Below are 19,133 nucleotides of genomic sequence, written 5' to 3' on the forward strand. Positions count from 1 at the left end.
CAGGATAAACATTGATCTAAAGCTAAGCACAATAGAGTTGTAAGAGAATTAGCCTTTTAAACTCATATGCATGGTATAACTGTGTTAAATTTTTATAAATATTTTCTTTCGATACAGGAAATACATTAATAACCATACTAAAGCCAATGCTCCCAATGCTTCTAGTGCTCTATGGTATTGTTCGGGAACCGGGGCGTAGAGCCCGGAAAATAGAATTTTTGAGGTTTGAGAGAAATCAATAAAATGATACACCAGGTAAATAGTAAGTGAATTCATACCAATGACCTGAAAGAAAAAAGCCCATTTTTGGTATTTCATTACATCAATAACCCAATAAAAGACACTTAAAAATATATAGGCCATTCCTCCCGTAAGCAGGATAAATGAGCTGGTCCAGAGATGTTTATTTATAGGGAAATGCAGGCTCCATAAAAGACCTAAACCTATGCCGATAATACCAGCCAGTATTAGAAGTTGAATTTTCTTGCTTTCCTTTTCATCACTCCTCAAAATATCACCACCCACCGCTCCTAACATGGTAAGGCAAAGAGCCGGAAGTTGTGTCAGTAGTCCGTTTTCATCATAGATTTTTTGAAGTAAACGGCCTGGCAGAAAATTCCTGTCGAACCAACCCACCAGATTTCCTTCTATGGAAAGATCGCCCGCTCCGTATCCAGGCACTGGAATTAGGAAAAGAGCTGCATAATATGCCACAAGTATGCCTCCAACCCAAACTATACGTCCGTATAAAGTAAAGTTTAAATAAAGAATGGTCGTTATGAATCCTGCGATTCCAATCCTGCCAAGAACACTTGCCAGCCTGATCTGATCCGGCTCGAAAAATTTTACAGGATGATTTTTATCCAGAATCCCTAGTATAATAAGAATTAACATCCTCCAAAACGCTTTCTTGTATAGTGCATTTTTGCTTAGCCCAGACTCCAATCCTTTGTTGATGGAATAGGGTAAGGAAATTCCAGCAATAAAGAGGAATAGAGGGAAAATAAAGTCATAAAAACTAAAGCCGTTCCATGGGGGATGCTGCAGTTGTCTGCCTAGCCAATCAACCCAAGGCAAACCGGTTTTATTTTCTAACAAAACGAGAAAGGTGCCCCCGCCGGAAATGAGCAACATATCAAAGCCCCGGAGGGAATCAATGGAAATTAGACGTTTAGGTTTCTCGCCTGGGATCACAGATGCGGTTGGATTTTGAGCACTAATTTCCTCTGGTAGACTTTTCTTCATTTTTTATATCTAAATGAACCTCGTTTTTGATTGATGGAAACAAGAACCTTCGATATGAACTAATGACTTATGGGATTTTGTCCTTGTAAATATCGACCCTTTATTCATTAGAATTTCCCTGATTAAATCTCCTTGCTGAGTAGTTCGTTCAAGATACCTACATAAAGACAAAATAAATATAAAAACAGCGGCAACGTTATCGGTAACGTTATCGCAGTTTAATTCGGCAATATCCTATATTTCAACTGAAATTGTATGTAGCTTTCGATCAGGATAGCGGTTATTTCCGGTTTAGATGGATTTAAGAGGAATGGCTGAAATATTTATATCCGCTGCAATCTATTAAGGCTCTTGATACCAAATAAGATATAAAACAGGGCATACTGCCCGGGAAACTATATGATATGAAAAGATTGCTATTTGTTTTCGGGATATTTTTAGCCGTGCATTTGCACGCCAGGGCAGCAGGAATAATGTATTCTGTATCTTCTTCTTCGTGGAAGGTTTTAACTTCAGACAGTCTTCCAAGTGTTTTAACTAATAACCGTGCAGATCTGATTGAAAGCAGGTTAAGAGATCAGGCTGTTCTAAAATTTGGAGCTCATCAAATACCTTTAAACCGGCAGGATTTTGATAAATACCAGATCTGGCTAAGAAATAGCATTATTCAAAAAACCGGGCTCGTCGTAAACCCTAATCTCCCCTTGAATATAAAGGAAACAGGTTCAATTCAAATGAAGGGCTATAGGATTAAAAATATTGCTTTTCAGACTTTACCGGGAGTATATGCAACAGCTAACTTATTTATCCCCGATGGTAAAGGACCCTTCCCTGCAGTGATTAATATGCTGGGCCATTGGCGAAAAGGCAAAAGTGAAAAAGACGGGCCACAACCACTTGGACATTCTCTCGCTTTAAATGGGTATGTATGCCTGACGGTTGACCCATGGGGAGCTGGAGAAAGAACTTCAGAACATGGAGTCTTTGAGTATCATGGGGCTAACCTTGGAGCTTCCCTTTTAAATATAGGCGAGTCTTTAAACGGAATTCAAATCTCTGATAATATGCGGGGAGTAGATCTTCTGAGCTCACTGCCATATGTTGACCCTAAGAATATCGGAGCCACTGGAGCAAGCGGAGGGGGAAATCAAACCATGTGGCTTGCAGCGATAGATGAACGCATAAAAGCCGCAGTACCCGTAGTCAGCATTGGCACTTTCGAATCATATATCATGAGGTCCAATTGCGTTTGCGAGTTATTAAATGACGGGCTCACCATGACTGAGGAAGCAGGAGTGCTGTCACTTATTGCCCCACGAGCGCTAAAAATGTGTAATCATAAACAAGATGCTGCACCTGCTTTTTTCCCTGTTGAAATGCAGCGAACATTCGAAAATACCAAGCCTGTTTATAAAATGCTGGGTGCAGAAAGCAAAATAAGTTCTCAGGTGATTGACAGGACCCATGGCTATTGGTCTGAAGACCGTGAAGCGATGCTGGGATGGTTTGACCTTCATTTAAAAGGCATCGGTACGGGAGCTCCTAAAAAAGAGCTTCCTTTCGAGCTACTCCCTGATGAACAACTTTATGTTTACCCCATCGGTAAACGTGATCCGATCATAACTACCACAGCAGCTTACTCTGAAAGACGCGGAAAGGAATTGCGAGCTGCATTTTTGAATGCAAGCACTATAGATGTTTCGGAGAAGCAGGAAGAATTGCGAAATATCTTACGGACCCATGTACAGCCTGCACTTCGCAAAGCACATCAATATACAAGCCTTGGCGGATGGGACCGTTTGGCTTTAGAAAGTTCGGATGATAAACTGATTCCACTCCTACACATGGCCCCTTCAGTCCCGTCAATGGGTTATATCATTATTAGTAACCCTTCTGGCAAGAAAGCAATTTCGCTGGAGCAGATAGATGAATTAAAGAAAAAGGGACAGGGAATTGTAATCGTTGATCTCTCCGGAACAGGCGAGGTCGTTTCAAATAAAGAGAATACAGCCAACAAAAGCATGGTACTCCATACTCAGTCGCGCTCAGAATTATGGCTTGGAAAAACAATATTAGGAGAATGGGTAAAAGAGCTGGGTTTAGTTTCTGAATATCTTCGGTCAAAGTATCAAGCTCAGAAAGTAAATCTGGATGGAACCAGGGAATCGGGACTTGCAGGCTTATTCCTGGCGGCTTTAGGCGGGCGAGTGGATGACCTTGTTCTTCGGGAGGCTCCCTTAAGTTATCAGTTCGACACGGACGGCTCAGTTGACTTTTTCAGTATGGGCATTCACCTTCCGGGATTTTTAGTCTGGGGGGATGTCTCACTGGTAGCTGCACTGAGTGGGAAAAATATTAAAGTAATTAATCCGGTGAGCATGTCGGGTGTCAAAATAAGTGGAAATCGTCTGGAGGAATTCCAGACAGAGTATGCAAGATTAAGGACACTCGCTAGGCAACAGGGTAATACAATTTTTAATTAATATATAATCAAGATGAAAAACAATCGCAGGGACTTTATAAAACTTGCCGGAATGGCTGGCCTTAGTATCACGGGAGCCAGTATAATTCCAGCATATGCCGGCACTGAAGATAAAGGCCGGAACTTTCCGGGACATGATTTTGAAAAGAACCATATTCAAAAGTTCAACATGTCGGGTTATGCTGCTCCAAAATTGGACACTGTACGTATCGCTTTTATCGGAACGGGAAATAGGGGAACAGGTGCTGTGGTCAGGATGAGTAAAATAGGCGGTGTAGAGATAAAAGCAATAGCGGACTTACGACCTGAAAAAGCTAATGCAGCGAAAAAAAGAATTGCAGCCTCTGGCCAAAATCCCATGATTTACAGCGGAAACACCGAAGAGTGGAAAAAAGTCTGCGAGCGTGAGGATATTGACCTGATATATATCGCTACACCTTGGGAACTCCATACCCCTATGGCTGTGTACGCGATGAACCATGGGAAACATGTTTGTGTGGAAGTGCCTGCGGCTACTTCTGTTGAAGAGTGCTGGCAGCTGGTCGAAACTTCTGAACGGACCCGTAAACACTGTATGATGCTGGAAAACTGTTGCTATGACTTTTTTGAGCTGCTTACACTGAATATGGCTCGTCAAGGGTTCTTTGGAGAGATCGTACACGCTGAAGGAGCGTATATACATGATCTTCTTGAAGGCGATTTTTCAAAAGAAAAATACTATAATCAATGGCGCCTGAAGATGGACGCCAGCAGAAAAGGTAATCTCTATCCTACGCACGGTCTCGGCCCGGTATGTCAGGTTATGAATATTAATCGGGGCGATAAAATGGACTACCTGGTTTCAGTTTCGTCTAATGATTTCATGATGGGAGAGCATGCTAAAGAGCTTGCTGCGACTGATGATTTTTACAAGCAATTTGTAGGTAAGCCATTTAACGGCAATATGAATACTACGACGATCCGGACGAATAAAGGCAAAACAATCATGGTTCAACATGATGTAACGTCTCCTCGCCCATATTCCAGAATTCATTTAGTAAGCGGCACTAAAGGTACTGCTCTGAAATACCCTCTTCCTGCCCGTATTTCTACCAGCCATGAAGGCTGGCTTTCCGAAGAGCAATTTAAGGTATTGGAGGAAAAATATACTCCACCTATCATTAGAAAAGTAGGCGAACTCGCGAAACAGGTTGGTGGTCACGGTGGAATGGACTTTTTAATGGATTGGCGTACTATTGACTGTCTCCGCAACGGCCTACCTCTTGATCAAAATGTGTATGACGCTGCGTTATGGAGCTCCATATTCCCTCTGAGCGAATGGTCTGTTAATAATCGCTCCAACTCTGTGGATGTACCTGATTTTACTGCTGGAGCGTGGAAAAAAAATGAACCTGTTGACCTGAGTATGGCAAAAGGTGGTAATACACAGGTGAAGATATAATTGTAAACCAAAGTATGCGCTTTCATTGCATGAACCAATTTAATAAAACAGAATTAATTATTTTTAAATGGAATTATTTATAAAAAACGATCCTATCGAATTAGGTGAATATGCAGGGAAAGCTGCCGCTGAGTTAATCAGGACAACCATTGCAAGTAAGGGTAGTGCCAATATTATACTGGCAACTGGATCAAGCCAGTTTGAAACATTAAAACAACTAATTGCAGAAAAGGATATCGACTGGGGCAAGGTAAATATGTTTCATCTGGATGAATATATAGGCTTGCCGGAAAGTTCAGGTGCAAGTTTTAGAAAATATCTGAAAGAAAGATTTCTTAACAAAGTGCCGGCATTAAAGGCAGTTTATCTGGTGAATGGCGAAGCAGATCCCGAAAAGGAATGTAAACGTCTAAGTACAATAATTGAGGCAAACCCGATTGACGTAGCTCTTGTAGGCATTGGAGAAAACGGTCATTTGGCTTTTAACGACCCGCCAGCAAACTTTGATACAAAGGAGCCCTTTATCATCGTCAATTTAGATGAAGCTTGCCGAAAGCAGCAATTTAATGAAGGGTGGTTTAAGTCCGTAGATGACGTGCCAAAACAGGCGATAAGTATGTCGATTAGCCAGATTTGTAAGTCTAAACACATCATTTGTTCTGTTCCTGATGTTCGAAAAGCACAAGCAGTAAGAGATTGCTTGGAACAATCGGTAAGCAATATATATCCGGCAAGTATATTACAACTTCACCCGAGTTGTTCCTATTATTTGGATAAACCCTCGGCCAGCTTACTTTCTGCCCATGTTGAGGTAAAAGGTTAAAGAAGTTCATGAGTGTAAGGATGAAATAATGGTATTGCCTGGAAAAGCTTATTTAGCTTAGATAGCAATCCATTATTACATCTTATTTGCGTTTGAAATGCTATCTTCAGTTTTCGTCAAACACCCGGTATAAGGCCGCCTGTTTAATACAGTCCTGCCTTCCAGATCCTTGTTAAAACAGCATTTAATTTAAACGGACATGATTAAACGATTTCCTGCAAATAAAAGGTCGGTCGTATTGGTTATGGTCATTTTAATTTTCTGTGCGGGGATTTATATCCTGGGCAGAAAAAGAGGTGGAACAGGCTATAATCAAACTGATTTATACTCAATGCCAGCGGATACCCGCCCTTCGAACAGGGTAGCACAGGGCAAAGTTCTGGCGGCGAAGCATTGTACGCCCTGTCACGCTCTGCCGGATCCATCTTTGCTTGATAAGGAAAATTGGCAGGCAGCACTTGCTATGATGGCTCCACGGCTTGGAATATTTTATCATCAGGAACAATCATATCCGATTTTTACAGACATCGATCAGAGTTTTTATCCATCTAGCCCCGCCATGAGTTCGATGGAATGGCAAAATATTATCGATTACTATACAGAAAGGGCACCCGCTGTATTAACTCCCGCATTTAAAAAGCCTGTAAAAAGGGAACTGCCCTTTTTTTCCCTGGAGTTGCCATCCCCCTTCTTTTACAGAAGAGGAAATACCGCTTCGTATGTTAAGGTTGACACCTCGGTAAAACCCCATCGGCTTCTGGTTAACCGGTCAAGTTCAAATACACTTTTTTTGCTGGCTGAAAATATGCAACTAATAGATTCACTGGTAAATAACGGCCCTATAGTCGATATCGATATATCCAGAAATAAGTATGTAATCTCCATAATCGGAAATAACCTATTTGGAGACAATTCCAGAAATGGAGCTCTAACCCCTCTTAAAATTAGCAGGACAGGAAAAATGAGTTATAGTAATGAGCCTTTATTTCAAAATTTAGCCAGACCTGTTCAGGTTCAATCCGCTGATTTAAACGGAGATCTCCGCAAAGACTATCTGGTTTGTGAATTTGGGAACGTCATTGGTTCTTTATTCTGGATGGAGAATAAGGGGCAGAACCAATATTTGCGTCATGATATCAGAGCTTTCCCAGGCGCAACCAAAGCCCATATTGAAGACTACAACCGGGATGGAAAGCCCGACATCTGGGTGCAATTCTCTCAGGGGGAGGAGGGCATATTTTTATTTACCAATGAAGGGAATGGCTCGTTTACTGAAAAACAGGTATTACAAGTGCCCCCTTCTTACGGTTCGTCTTCTTTTGAAATGAACGATTTTAATAAGGATGGATTTCCGGACATTCTTTATACCTGCGGAGACCGGGGTGATGGTATAAATCAAGTGAAACCTTATCATGGCGTATATATTTTTATGAATAACGGGAAGAATGTATTTAGTCAGAAGTACTTCTATCCAATTAACGGGTGTATTAAAGCTATGGCAGAAGATTTTGATAAAGATGGAGATTTGGATATCGCTGCAATTGGTTTTTTTACAGACAACCAGCATCCGGAAGAAGGTTTTACATTCCTTAAAAATGATGGAGATTTAAATTTTGATACCTATTCTTTGCCCGCGAAAGCCAACTTCCATAGGGCGACCACAATGGATGTGGCAGATATTGATTCGGATGGTAGACAAGATATAATCCTCGGTCACGGATTTATTGGAACGAAAGCTACAGACGATATAAAACCCCTCTTTATCGTTTTAAAGAATCGTTTTTAAAGCTCAAAAAATTGGAAAATTTAAGTGTATTATAATTTTTTATGATGGAAACACAGAAAATCAAAATATTTAACGGTAAGATCCTAACTCCTTACCGAATTATTCCTAATGGATCTTTACTGTTAACAGGAGGCGTCATCACAGCAGTGGCAGAAGGGAAAATAGAGGTGAGCGACGCCATTGAAATCGATGCGAAAGGCAATTATATTGCACCAGGTTTTATTGATATTCATGTTCACGGAGGTGGAGGCCATGATTTTATGGATGGCAGCGAAAATGCATTTTTAAAAGCCGCTGAAACCCATGCCCGGTACGGCACCACGTCAATGTCGCCTACAACCCTGACTTCCGAGAAAGAAGATCTAATGAAAACACTGGAATTGTACGAAACAGCTGATCGAAATAATATAAATGGTGCGCAATTCATTGGCATGCACCTGGAAGGCCCGTACTTTGCTATGAGCCAGCGTGGCGCACAGGATCCCCGGTATATCCGTGACCCAAACCCGGAAGAATACATGGATGTCCTGGCCCGCACAAATGTTGTCACGCGATGGAGCGCTGCGCCTGAACTTAAAGGTGCTATTCCTTTTGCAAAATATCTACGATCAAAGGGAATTTTAGCTGCATTAGCTCATACTGATGCAATATATGAGGAAGTGCTGGAGGGATTCGAAAATGGATATACACTTGCTACGCACCTATATTCCGGTATGTCAGGGGTGACGCGTAGAAATGCCTACCGCTATGCCGGGGTAATTGAAAGTGCTTTCATTATCGATGAAATGGATGTAGAAATTATAGCTGATGGTATTCATCTTCCCGCACCACTTTTAAAGTTAATCTACAAAATTAAAGGGCCAGACAGGATTGCCTTGATAACAGATTCTATGCGGGGAGCCGGCATGCCTGAAGGTGAAAGCGTATTGGGAAATCTAAATACTGGATTAAAAGTGATTATCGAAGACGGCGTAGCAAAACTTCCCGATCGCTCTTCATTTGCAGGAAGCGTTGCAACTACCGATCGCTTAGTCAGAAATATGATCAGGATGGCAGGTGTTCCTCTCCTGGAAGCAGTCAGAATGATGAGCACGACTCCCGCCAGAATTATGAATATATCAGATAAAAAAGGCTCACTGGTCGAGGGAAAGGATGCCGATATCGTGATTTTTGATGAAGATATTAATATTCAGCACACCATAATAAAGGGTAGGTTGATTTATTCCCTTGGTATATAACGATGGGTGAAATGAAAAGCTAATTAGAATTAGTTTTTAATAGTTGATTCTCTCGCGATCAGCGTTCCTGGCAAGATCACTTCATTGGAATGGAAATATTTTTTGTTGATGTGCTTTAAAAGCAATTCACAACCCGTTTTACCAATATTAAAGGCTGGCTCCGCAATCGTTGACAATGAAGGTGAAACCAGTGTGCAAATCGGATCATCCGTAAAACCGATCACACCCATCTCTCTTCCGATTGCAATTTTCTTTTGTTTCAGAGCCACCATTGCGCCGATCGCTTTCCTGTCATTTACCGCGAAAATGGCATCCGGCCTTTGTTCACAATTCAGTAGCTGATAGGTATCGGCTTCCCCGCAACTCTGGTCAAAACCGGAATGAATAATCCATTCTTCTGATGTAGTTAGGCAATGTTTTTTCAGGGCATCCAGATATCCAGTCAGCCTTTTCTCGGTGAAGTCTAATCCTTTCGGACCCGCAATATGAGCAATCTTAGAATAGCCCATCTGAACTAAATGTTCTACAGCCTCAAATGCTCCGTTATAGTCGTCCTGCATAACCTTCGAAGTTTCAATTTTACTTGCAACACGGTCGATAAACACTATAGGAATCCCCTCATCAATTATTTCCTGAAAATGGCTGCATGAATCCGAGTTGGAAGACACCGACACGAGTAAGCCATCCAGCCTAGACAGCGATAAATTTTGGATGATTGACAATTCGCGCTCAGCGGAGTCATTCGTAATGTATAGAATGATATTATAATTGTTGTTGTACGCTATCTCCTGAATTCCCGTAATGACCGTTGAGAAGTAATAGTTAGTAATGAAAGGCAGTACTACGCCAATATTATGAGTGCTCCCCTGTGCTAACCCTGTGGCGTTGAAATTCGGTTTATAGTTTAACTCCGTAGCAAGAGCTAGAATCTTCTCCTTTGTTTCTTTATTGACATCGTAGGTGTCTCTTAAAGCTCTTGAAACGGTCGAAACCGATACGTTCAAAATCTTTGCAATATCTTTTATCGTGACAGCGTGATGACCCATAGTGTTTAGACAGAATTGATAATGGTTAGCCCAATATAATAAATTTACCTTGGCGGTGACAAGATAATCTCACATAGCAGCTTCGCTCGAAAGACTGGTTTTCCTTATTGACGACGTTATCGATAACGTTTGCATAGAAAAATTATTTTTTTGGTTAAGAGCAGTTTTAAATTCGGTAGAATTGTTTTCGAACTTACTGACTCTATTTTTGCAAAAAATCCATAGTAGTTTAGTTTCCTCACAGGGCGATACCGGGCAAGGAATCTGAAGAAAATTGCTCTGGATGAGCCCGATAAAAATTTTATATGATATTGACGAAGGACAATTTAAAGTTGCTAGAAAGTTCTGAAAAACTCTCCGTTGCAAGGCTTGACTCTTTTGATCTGCCGGAAAAAATACTTCAATTCGGTACAGGCGTACTTTTAAGGGGTCTACCCGACTATTTTATACATCAGGCAAACTGTCAGGGGATATTTAATGGTCGGGTCGTCATTGTAAAATCCACACAAAAGGGGAGTACGGATGAATTTCATAATCAGAACTCACTGTATACTATTGGAATCAGGGGAGTTGAAGATGGTCGGGAAATAGAAGAAAATATGATATGTTCCGCGGTCAGCAGAGTTCTTTCCGCAGAAACTGAATGGAATGACATTCTTAAATTTGCATCATCACCAGACTTACAAGTCATTATTTCAAATACTACGGAAATAGGGATCCAGCTGGTCGAAGAAAACATTGACACTATCCCCCCAAAGTCTTTTCCGGGAAAACTTCTGGCGGTTCTATATCAACGCTATAAAATATTTGGCGGTGATGAAAGCAGGAGCCTGGTAATCCTTCCCACGGAATTAATATCTAATAACGGGGATGTTCTTAAAGGCATTGTTAGTGAATTAGCAGAGCACAATCGGCTACCTAAGGAATTTATTCGTTGGTTGGAAACGAATACCTTTTGTAATACTTTGGTTGATAGGATTATTCCCGGCAAGCCTGATAAAAATACTTTAGCAAGTCTGGAAGAGCAATTAGGCTACTGCGATGAACTTCTTTTTTTTGCGGAACCTTACCGATTATGGGCTATAGAAGGGGATGAACGGATCCGGAAGATTCTAACGTTTGAGCAGGCAGATTCGGGCGTAATAATTACCGAGGACATTACATTCCATAAGGAGTTGAAATTGCGCCTTCTTAATGGAACTCATTCTTTGAGTTGTGCAGCTGCTTATCTTTCAGGTATCGATACGGTGCGTGAAGCTATGGCTGATCCGGTAATATCGCATTTTATCAAGGGTCTTATTCAAAATGAACTCGCATCTGCTATACCCTATCCGGTTCCCCCGGAAACCGCTTTACAGTTCTCCGAAAAGGTCCTCGACAGGTTCCGTAATCCATATATAAGGCATCAATGGATCACTATCAGTTCTAACTATACACTTAAGCTTCAAATGCGTGTGATACCTGTTCTGCAACAGTTTTACATAAAATTTCAAACTGTGCCGGAACATATTGCGTTCGGATTTGCTGCATATCTGAGGTTTATGAAGTGCGAAAGTGTAGATGGAGGATTCGTTGGGTTTGCCAATGATAAGCCCTATCGTATTGAAGATGATCAGGCGGAATATTATTCAGCGCTCTGGGCACATTGCGAGGCAGATGAGCTTGTAACACGATCACTTTCGAATTCACAATTATGGAAATCAGACCTGACTCTATTACCGGGTTTTGTTAAGTCTGTAACAAATCATCTTCGAAATATTGAAGAAATAGGGGTAAAAGATGCTATTAAATTAATAAATTAGAGTTTCGGGCTTTATGAAAAATAATATTTTGAAGGTACACCCAATAGATAACGTGATCGTGGCGCTGACGAATCTGGTTAGGGGTGATGTGATTACTTATGAAGGCGTGGAAATCGTTCTTCAGGATGATATAAAGGCGAAGCATAAATTCACCGATGCCCCGATATCCAGGGGAGGGCGTATTATCATGTACGGTGTGCTCGTGGGCCTTGCTCAAACAGATCTTGCCAAAGGAGCGCTGATACATGTTGATAATGTGAAGCATGCGGCCAATGATTTTGAAACTGGGGCTAGAAATACTTCATGGAAAATACCCGATATTTCTAAATTCAGTACAAAAACCTTTAATGGTTTTCACCGGTCTGACGGAAGTGTAGGCACCGCAAATTATTGGCTTGTTATTCCTATGGTATTCTGTGAGAACAGGAATATTGATGTTTTAGAGGAAGCTCTCGTAAGCCCCCTGGGATACGGAAGAAAGAAAAAATATCAGGAGGATGTTGTAAAGTTGATTGGCCTTATCCGCGAAGGGAAGGATGAGGCTGCGCTTTTAAACACTGCTTCCTATTTTGAAACTTCGGAAGAAAATCAGGAACGTATATTTCCGAATGTTGACGGAATAAAATTCCTGGTGCATAACGGAGGCTGTGGGGGTACCCGGGAAGATGCGATAACACTCTGCGGACTTCTGGCTGGTTATATTACACATCCCAATGTCGCAGGGGCAACGATCTTAAGTTTGGGTTGCCAAAATGCCCAGGTGTCCATGTTGCAGGATGAAATTGCTAAACGTGATATCGCTTTTGATAAACCTCTTTATATACTTGAACAGCAAAAAGTAGGGACAGAAGCCGACTTGTTTTCTTTATCAATCAGGCAGACCCTGGCTGGTCTGATGCAGGCTAACAAATGTGTACGTCAGCCGGCGCCACTGAGTAAGTTATGTATAGGACTTGAATGCGGGGGTTCAGACGGCTTTTCCGGAATTTCAGCTAACCCTGCCATAGGATATACTTCAGACTTGCTGGTAGCACTGGGTGGTTCAGTAATCCTGGCGGAATTTCCAGAGCTTTGTGGTGTTGAACAGGACTTAAGTGACCGTTGCGTTACAGAAGAAGCGGCTGAGCGATTTTTGTACCTGATGAAATCGTATAATAATCAGGCCATTGCCGCTGGTTCCGGCTTTGATATGAACCCTTCCCCGGGGAATATCAAAGATGGCCTTATTACTGATGCCATCAAATCGGCAGGTGCCGCTAAAAAAGGAGGTACATCGCCAATAGTTGCGGTGTTAGATTATCCTGAAAAAGTTTCACAGCCAGGTCTGAACCTTTTGTGTACACCTGGGAATGATGTAGAATCGACGACCGCCGAAGTAGCATCCGGGGCAAATATCGTTTTATTTACAACCGGACTGGGTACACCGACAGGAAATCCAGTGGCTCCGGTAGTGAAATTAGCGACTAATACCGATCTGTTTAATCGAATGCGGGATATCATGGATATTAATACTGGTCTTATCATTGAAGGTGAAGAAACAATCCCTGAAGCAGGTGAAAGGATTCTTGACTATGTAATTTCTGTTGCCAGCGGTGAAACAGAAGTAGCTGCTGTGCGACACAGGCAGAACGATTTTATTCCCTGGAAGAGGGGCATTTCACTTTAAAAATTTTACTTTTAGAGGATTGGGATGTCCACTGTTGGCTTAAATTGGGAATAATTGATATGAATAAGACTTCATTTGGGAATTATCGATGGGTAGTTTGTGGTTTACTTTTCCTCGCAACAACAATAAACTATATTGATCGTCAGGTAATTGGCTTGTTGAAGCCAACCTTGGAAGTTGAGTTTAACTGGACAGAATCCGATTACGCAAATATCGTTATGGCTTTTGCAGCGTGTTACGCGCTGGGTTTCATTATTTTTGGAAATATAATCGATAAGATAGGTACCAAAATCGGCTACTCTATTTCGATAGTCGTGTGGAGTATCGCAGCCATGTTGCATGCAATTGTCAACACCACGCTGGGTTTCGGAGCGGTCAGAGGCCTTTTAGGTTTGGGCGAGGCGGGGAATTTCCCGGCAGCTGTTAAGGCAGTAGCAGAATGGTTTCCTAAAAAAGAACGCGCCCTGGCAACGGGCATATTTAATTCAGGTACAAGTATTGGCGCGGTTGCTGCTCCGGTCATGGTTCCCTGGATATTAGGCCTTTACGGATGGCAGGAAGCCTTTATTATTACAGGTGCCCTGGGTTTTGTTTGGTTAATTTTCTGGTGGCTGTTTTACGATATTCCCTCAAAGCATAAAAAAATCAGTAAGGAAGAGTTCGAACTTATTCATAGCGATCATGAGCCGGATTCCGAACATACAGGTTCCGTTAAATGGCGTCGGCTTCTTTCAATAAAACAAACCTGGGTATTTATAGTAGGGAAGCTATTTACTGACCCGGTCTGGTGGTTTTTTCTTTTCTGGCTCCCTTCTTATTTCTCCAGCACTTTTAGTTTAGACTTAAAAAAACCAAGCTTGCATCTGGTAGTAGTTTATGCAGCAACCACAGTAGGCAGTATTGCAGGAGGGTATTTGTCATCCTATCTTATTCGTAAAGGCTGGCCCGTGTTAAAAGCCAGAAAAGCAGCTTTACTAACAGCGGCTATATGCGTCCTTCCAATTCTCTTTGCCCGGTTTGCCACCGATATTTGGGTAGCTGTAGGAATTATCAGTATCGCTGCTGCAGCACATCAGGCCTGGAGTTCTAATATCTTCACAATTGTATCAGATATGGTTCCCAAAAAGGCAGTAAGTTCTGTTGTTGGGATCGGGGGAATGACAGGTTCTATCGGATCTACTTTCTTTCCTTTACTTGTAGGGTTTATACTTGATTATTATAAACTGGCCGGGAATATAGTTGCGGGATATAATATCATCTTTATTATCTGTGGCTTTGCCTATATCATTGCCTGGCTGATTATTCATATCCTTACATCGCGAATGAAGCCGGTGAGAATACAGGATTTGACAGAGTAGTTTCGAGATGTCCGAATACGGCTTTAATCCACCCCCTGCCCCCGCCAGCGGGGGATACGTGACGCCTATTCTCCTCCTAATTCTTTACAACGCCTGCTGAGATACGCCGGCATCCTATGAATCCTATCATCCTATGAATCCTAATCTGGTTTCCTCAACTCGCCACGAAATGAGGAATCCTAAAATCTTCCCATCCTACTAATCCTATTCAAGACGTTCTTTCTATTTCCGTCCAGCATCCTATGAATCCTATCATCCTATGAATCCTAATATAGTTTCCTCTTTCTGCTACGCAATAACACCCCAGCATCCTATGAATCCTATTTATTTTAATCGTAATTTTGCAACCTATTATGCCATTCTGACTCTTAATGCCCGTGGCGTAGTTGTTGTATAACCTTGATTTCAATAGTAAAAAATATATGTTAGCTATTCTTAATAAACTATTCGGCAGCAAATCCGATCGCGATATAAAAATAATTCAGCCCCTTGTTGAGAAAACGAAGCAAGAGTACGCCAAGTTATCCGGATTAAGCAATGATGAATTGAGGCAGAAAACCCTGGATTTCAAAGCCCGTATTGCAGAATTCTTAGCAACTATTGATAAAGATATAGCTGATGTACGCTTAAAAGCCGAATCGGCCGACCTTCCTGTTAATGAGAAAACCGCCATCTATGATGAGCTGGATAAACTTCAGAAGGATCGTGATAAAGAACTGGAGAAAGTTCTGTTGGAAATCCTTCCTGAAGCTTTCGCGGTGATGAAAGATACTGCCCGCAGGTTTACTGAAAATAAAACTCTTGAAGTAAGGGCTACACAGGCCGACAGAGAACTTGCTGCCCGGAAACAGAATGTCGTTATCCAGGGTGATAAAGCAATCCACCATAATACCTGGCTTGCTGCCGGTACTGAAGTTACCTGGAATATGATTCACTATGATGTTCAGCTGATTGGTGGTATTGTTCTTCACCAGGGTAAGATTGCGGAGATGGCTACGGGTGAGGGTAAAACACTTGTTGGTACGCTTCCGGCTTATTTAAATGCACTTTCGGGACAAGGGGTTCACATCGTTACCGTGAATGATTACCTGGCACGACGTGACTCTGAATGGAACGGGCCTTTGTTCGAATTCCATGGCTTAACAGTGGATTGTATTGATAAGCATCAGCCAAATTCTGAAGAACGCCGCAAAGCATACGGGGCTGATATTACATTCGGAACGAACAATGAGTTTGGTTTCGATTACTTGCGTGACAATATGACACTGAATCCGGAGAGCCTGGTTCAGCGTAAATTGCATTTTGCGATGGTGGATGAGGTCGATTCGGTATTGATCGATGATGCCCGTACTCCATTAATTATTTCAGGCCCGATTCCCCGTGGGGATGAGCATGAGTTTTATGAGCTTAAGCCGCGTATTGAGCGTTTGGTTAATGCCCAAAAGAATTTCATCGTTGATGTTCTTAATCAGGCCAAGAGATCTATCAATGCCGGCCAATCTGGTCCGCAGGAAGGTGGTTTAGCATTATTGCGTGCCTACCGTGGTTTGCCGAAGAGCAAAGCCCTGATCAAGTTCCTTAGTGAGCCCGGCATGAAGCAGGTTCTTACGAAATCTGAGCATCACTACATGGAGAATCAGAACAAGGAAATGCCTACCGTTGATACGGAGCTGTACTTTGTGATTGATGAAAAAAATAACCAGGTAGAGTTAACGGAGAAAGGTATTGAACTAATTACCACCTCAGGAGAAGATCCGAATTTCTTCGTGATGCCTGATGTGGGTACTGAAATCGCCGAGCTTGAGAAATCAGCGCTTTCCACTGATGAGAAAGTGGCAAAGAAAGATGAGCTGATGCGCGATTTCTCCATCAAATCTGAGCGTATTCACTCCATCAATCAATTGCTTAAGGCTTATACTCTATTTGAAATCGACGTGGAATATATCGTTGATGAAGGTAAGATCAAGCTTGTTGATGAGCAGACCGGCCGTATCATGGATGGGCGTCGTTATTCTGACGGTCTTCACCAGGCGATTGAGGCTAAGGAGAATGTGAAGGTTGAAGATGCGACACAAACGTATGCAACTGTTACACTGCAAAACTTCTTTAGGATGTACCATAAACTTTGTGGTATGACCGGTACGGCTACAACAGAAGCAGGGGAGCTTTGGACCATCTACAAACTCGACGTTGTTGAGATTCCTACAAATGTTAAAGCTCAGCGTAAAGATGAGGAGGATATGGTTTACCGTACCGTTCGTGAGAAATACAACGCTGTGGCGGATGAAATAACGAAACTTACACAGGCGGGCCGGCCAGTTCTTGTCGGTACTACTTCAGTGGAGATTTCTGAGCTATTAAGCCGGATGCTGAAATTAAGAGGTATTAAACATAATGTGCTTAACGCGAAGCTACACCAGAAGGAAGCGGATATCGTTGCTGAAGCGGGACAGGCAGGAACTGTTACGATTGCAACCAACATGGCTGGTCGTGGTACGGATATTAAACTGGGTGCAGGTGTTAAGGATGCGGGCGGTTTAGCCATCGTCGGTACCGAACGCCATGAGTCGCGTCGTGTCGACAGACAGTTACGTGGTCGTGCTGGTCGCCAGGGTGATCCAGGTTCAAGTCAGTTCTTTGTTTCCCTTGAAGATAACCTGATGCGTTTATTTGGATCTGAAAGGATCTCGAATATCATGTTGAGAATGGGTATCGAAGAAGGCGAAGTTATCCAGCATTCAATGATCACCAAATCTATTGAGCGTGCGCAGCGTAAAGTAGAGGAGAACAACTTCGGTGTACGTAAGCGTTTGCTTGAATATGATGATGTGATGAACTCGCAGCGTTCTGTAGTCTACGCGAAACGTAAGAATGCATTATTCGGTGAACGTCTTGACGTCGATCTGAACAACACCATTTTTGATGTGGTGGAAGATATCGCCACAGAATATAAAGAAGACAATAATTTTGAAGGCTTCCAGTTGGAAATCATCCGCATCTTCTCTGTAGATCCGGAAATTACGGAAAAGCAGTTTGCAGAAATGAATGCGCATAAGCTGACCGATAATGTGTTTGCTAAAATCGATGATTTCTATCACCGCAAACTGGAGTCGGTTGCCCAGCAAACTTTTCCTGTACTGAGAGATGTACTGAGAGAAAGAGGGGATCATATCGAAAATATCATCGTGCCATTCTCCGACGGACTTCGTCAGGTTCAGGTATCAACCAATCTTAAAAAGGCGGTTGAAAGCAATGGCTATGAAGTGTTCAAAGCTTTCGAGAAAACGGTAGTACTTGCGCTGATTGATGAGGCATGGAAAGAGCATTTACGTGAGATGGATGAGTTGAAGCAATCGGTTCAGAACGCGGTTTACGAACAAAAAGATCCATTGATCGTATACAAAATGGAGGCGTTTAATATGTTCAAGCAAATGCTTGCAACAGTAAATAAAGACGTGGTAAACTTCTTGTTCAGAGGAAATATTCCTAATCAAGAGCCAGAGCAGGTTCGCGAAGCTCGTCCGCAGCCTCGCCAGGATATGAGCAAGCTGAAGGTTTCTAAACCGGAACTTGCCCAATCAGCTAATGGCGTTCCTGTAGATGATACGAGAGAATTACAGAAAACACAACCGATTCGTGTCGAGCAGAAGATCGGAAGAAATGATCAATGCCCTTGCGGAAGCGGAAAGAAATATAAAAACTGTCACGGAGTAGGATTAGATTAATTAATGGGTAGGAAACTAATCATAGGTTTATTATTAAGTTTCGTTTTAACACAAGTTGCAAATGCCCAGGAAAGGGGGAAAGTAACTGTGATAAAAGATCCGCAGATTGATAGCCTTATTTCCAAACGGCTTGAGCTCAGTAGGTTAGAAGGTGTCGGAAATTCAGTATCCAGCGACGGCTTCCGGGTGCAAATCTTTTCGGGCCTTGGACGCGAAGATGCCTACGATGCGCAAAGCCAATTTAAAGCGGTATACCCAACCGTGAGGAGCTATGTTAGCTACACACAGCCCAATTACAGGGTCCGGGTTGGCGATTTCCGCACCCGACTGGAAGCGCAGAAGTTTCTGAATGAACTCAGGAAGCTGTATTCTTCACTCTTTATATTTGCTGAAAGAATTAATCCCCGATAATGCTAATAGATAAAATCAGCCGCCTTGCCCAAAACATTCATTCGGAAGTTATAGCTAACCGCCGGCATTTACACGCCAATCCGGAATTATCATTTGAGGAGTACGAGACT

12 protein-coding genes are annotated in these 19,133 nt (G+C 42.3%); 10 read left to right on the forward strand and 2 right to left on the reverse strand.

Translation table 11 applies throughout. The features are described from left to right. Positions 1-84: 84 nt before the first annotated feature. On the reverse strand, positions 85-1,245 hold the full coding sequence (locus WBJ10_RS08550; RefSeq protein WP_424289291.1) for an acyltransferase family protein: 1,161 nt from the start codon (positions 1,243-1,245) through the stop codon (positions 85-87). A gap of 404 nt (positions 1,246-1,649) precedes the next feature. On the opposite strand from WBJ10_RS08550, the gene WBJ10_RS08555 reads away from it, so the two are divergent. The 5 genes from WBJ10_RS08555 to nagA all read left to right on the forward strand — a co-directional run bounded on the left by WBJ10_RS08555 (position 1,650) and on the right by nagA (position 9,015). After that, a complete protein-coding gene (locus WBJ10_RS08555) occupies positions 1,650-3,728 on the forward strand; it encodes an alpha/beta hydrolase family protein (protein WP_424289293.1) in 2,079 nt (692 codons plus the stop codon). Between the two features lie 12 nt (positions 3,729-3,740). After that, positions 3,741-5,168 carry a Gfo/Idh/MocA family protein gene (locus tag WBJ10_RS08560; RefSeq protein WP_424289295.1) on the forward strand — a complete coding sequence of 476 codons (1,428 nt, stop codon included), beginning with the start codon at positions 3,741-3,743 and terminating at the stop codon, positions 5,166-5,168. A gap of 67 nt (positions 5,169-5,235) precedes the next feature. After that, entirely contained in the window at positions 5,236-5,991 is a 756-nt protein-coding gene (locus tag WBJ10_RS08565) for a glucosamine-6-phosphate deaminase (protein ID WP_424289297.1), read from the forward strand. 199 nt (positions 5,992-6,190) lie between these two features. Next, positions 6,191-7,777 carry an FG-GAP repeat domain-containing protein gene (locus WBJ10_RS08570; protein WP_424289299.1) on the forward strand — a complete coding sequence of 529 codons (1,587 nt, stop codon included), beginning with the start codon at positions 6,191-6,193 and terminating at the stop codon, positions 7,775-7,777. Positions 7,778-7,821: 44 nt separating this feature from the next. Continuing rightward, complete coding sequence (nagA, locus tag WBJ10_RS08575; RefSeq protein WP_424289301.1) at positions 7,822-9,015, forward strand: N-acetylglucosamine-6-phosphate deacetylase; 1,194 nt, start codon at positions 7,822-7,824, stop codon at positions 9,013-9,015. Between the two features lie 29 nt (positions 9,016-9,044). Here the strand turns inward: nagA and WBJ10_RS08580 are convergent, their stop codons facing one another. Then, positions 9,045-10,061 carry a LacI family DNA-binding transcriptional regulator gene (locus WBJ10_RS08580; RefSeq protein ID WP_424289303.1) on the reverse strand — a complete coding sequence of 339 codons (1,017 nt, stop codon included), beginning with the start codon at positions 10,059-10,061 and terminating at the stop codon, positions 9,045-9,047. Between the two features lie 305 nt (positions 10,062-10,366). On the opposite strand from WBJ10_RS08580, the gene WBJ10_RS08585 reads away from it, so the two are divergent. The 5 genes from WBJ10_RS08585 (at position 10,367) to WBJ10_RS08605 (ending at position 19,023) form a co-directional block, all read left to right on the forward strand. After that, positions 10,367-11,863: a tagaturonate reductase gene (locus tag WBJ10_RS08585; RefSeq protein ID WP_424289305.1), complete on the forward strand. Its 1,497-nt coding sequence runs from the start codon at positions 10,367-10,369 to the stop codon at positions 11,861-11,863. 13 nt (positions 11,864-11,876) lie between these two features. After that, a complete protein-coding gene (locus WBJ10_RS08590) occupies positions 11,877-13,529 on the forward strand; it encodes a UxaA family hydrolase (protein WP_424289307.1) in 1,653 nt (550 codons plus the stop codon). Between the two features lie 59 nt (positions 13,530-13,588). Further along, a complete protein-coding gene (locus tag WBJ10_RS08595) occupies positions 13,589-14,887 on the forward strand; it encodes an MFS transporter (RefSeq protein WP_424289309.1) in 1,299 nt (432 codons plus the stop codon). A 422-nt stretch (positions 14,888-15,309) separates the two neighbouring features. Beyond that, on the forward strand, positions 15,310-18,612 hold the full coding sequence (gene secA / locus WBJ10_RS08600) for a preprotein translocase subunit SecA (protein ID WP_424289311.1): 3,303 nt from the start codon (positions 15,310-15,312) through the stop codon (positions 18,610-18,612). Between the two features lie 3 nt (positions 18,613-18,615). Continuing rightward, on the forward strand, positions 18,616-19,023 hold the full coding sequence (locus WBJ10_RS08605) for an SPOR domain-containing protein (RefSeq protein WP_424289313.1): 408 nt from the start codon (positions 18,616-18,618) through the stop codon (positions 19,021-19,023). The last annotated feature ends 110 nt before the right edge of the window (positions 19,024-19,133 follow it).

It is taken from the genome of Daejeonella sp., assembly GCF_049655485.1.
Taxonomy (GTDB): Bacteria; Bacteroidota; Bacteroidia; order Sphingobacteriales; family Sphingobacteriaceae; genus Daejeonella.

Coding starts and splice junctions, on each gene's coding strand:
- WBJ10_RS08550 (WP_424289291.1), bottom strand. CDS start 1,245: ATGAAGAAAAGTCTACCAGAGGAAATTAGTGCTCAAAATCCAACCGCA.
- WBJ10_RS08555 (WP_424289293.1), top strand. CDS start 1,650: ATGAAAAGATTGCTATTTGTTTTCGGGATATTTTTAGCCGTGCATTTG.
- WBJ10_RS08560 (WP_424289295.1), top strand. CDS start 3,741: ATGAAAAACAATCGCAGGGACTTTATAAAACTTGCCGGAATGGCTGGC.
- WBJ10_RS08565 (WP_424289297.1), top strand. CDS start 5,236: ATGGAATTATTTATAAAAAACGATCCTATCGAATTAGGTGAATATGCA.
- WBJ10_RS08570 (WP_424289299.1), top strand. CDS start 6,191: ATGATTAAACGATTTCCTGCAAATAAAAGGTCGGTCGTATTGGTTATG.
- nagA (WP_424289301.1), top strand. CDS start 7,822: ATGGAAACACAGAAAATCAAAATATTTAACGGTAAGATCCTAACTCCT.
- WBJ10_RS08580 (WP_424289303.1), bottom strand. CDS start 10,061: ATGGGTCATCACGCTGTCACGATAAAAGATATTGCAAAGATTTTGAAC.
- WBJ10_RS08585 (WP_424289305.1), top strand. CDS start 10,367: ATGATATTGACGAAGGACAATTTAAAGTTGCTAGAAAGTTCTGAAAAA.
- WBJ10_RS08590 (WP_424289307.1), top strand. CDS start 11,877: ATGAAAAATAATATTTTGAAGGTACACCCAATAGATAACGTGATCGTG.
- WBJ10_RS08595 (WP_424289309.1), top strand. CDS start 13,589: ATGAATAAGACTTCATTTGGGAATTATCGATGGGTAGTTTGTGGTTTA.
- secA (WP_424289311.1), top strand. CDS start 15,310: ATGTTAGCTATTCTTAATAAACTATTCGGCAGCAAATCCGATCGCGAT.
- WBJ10_RS08605 (WP_424289313.1), top strand. CDS start 18,616: ATGGGTAGGAAACTAATCATAGGTTTATTATTAAGTTTCGTTTTAACA.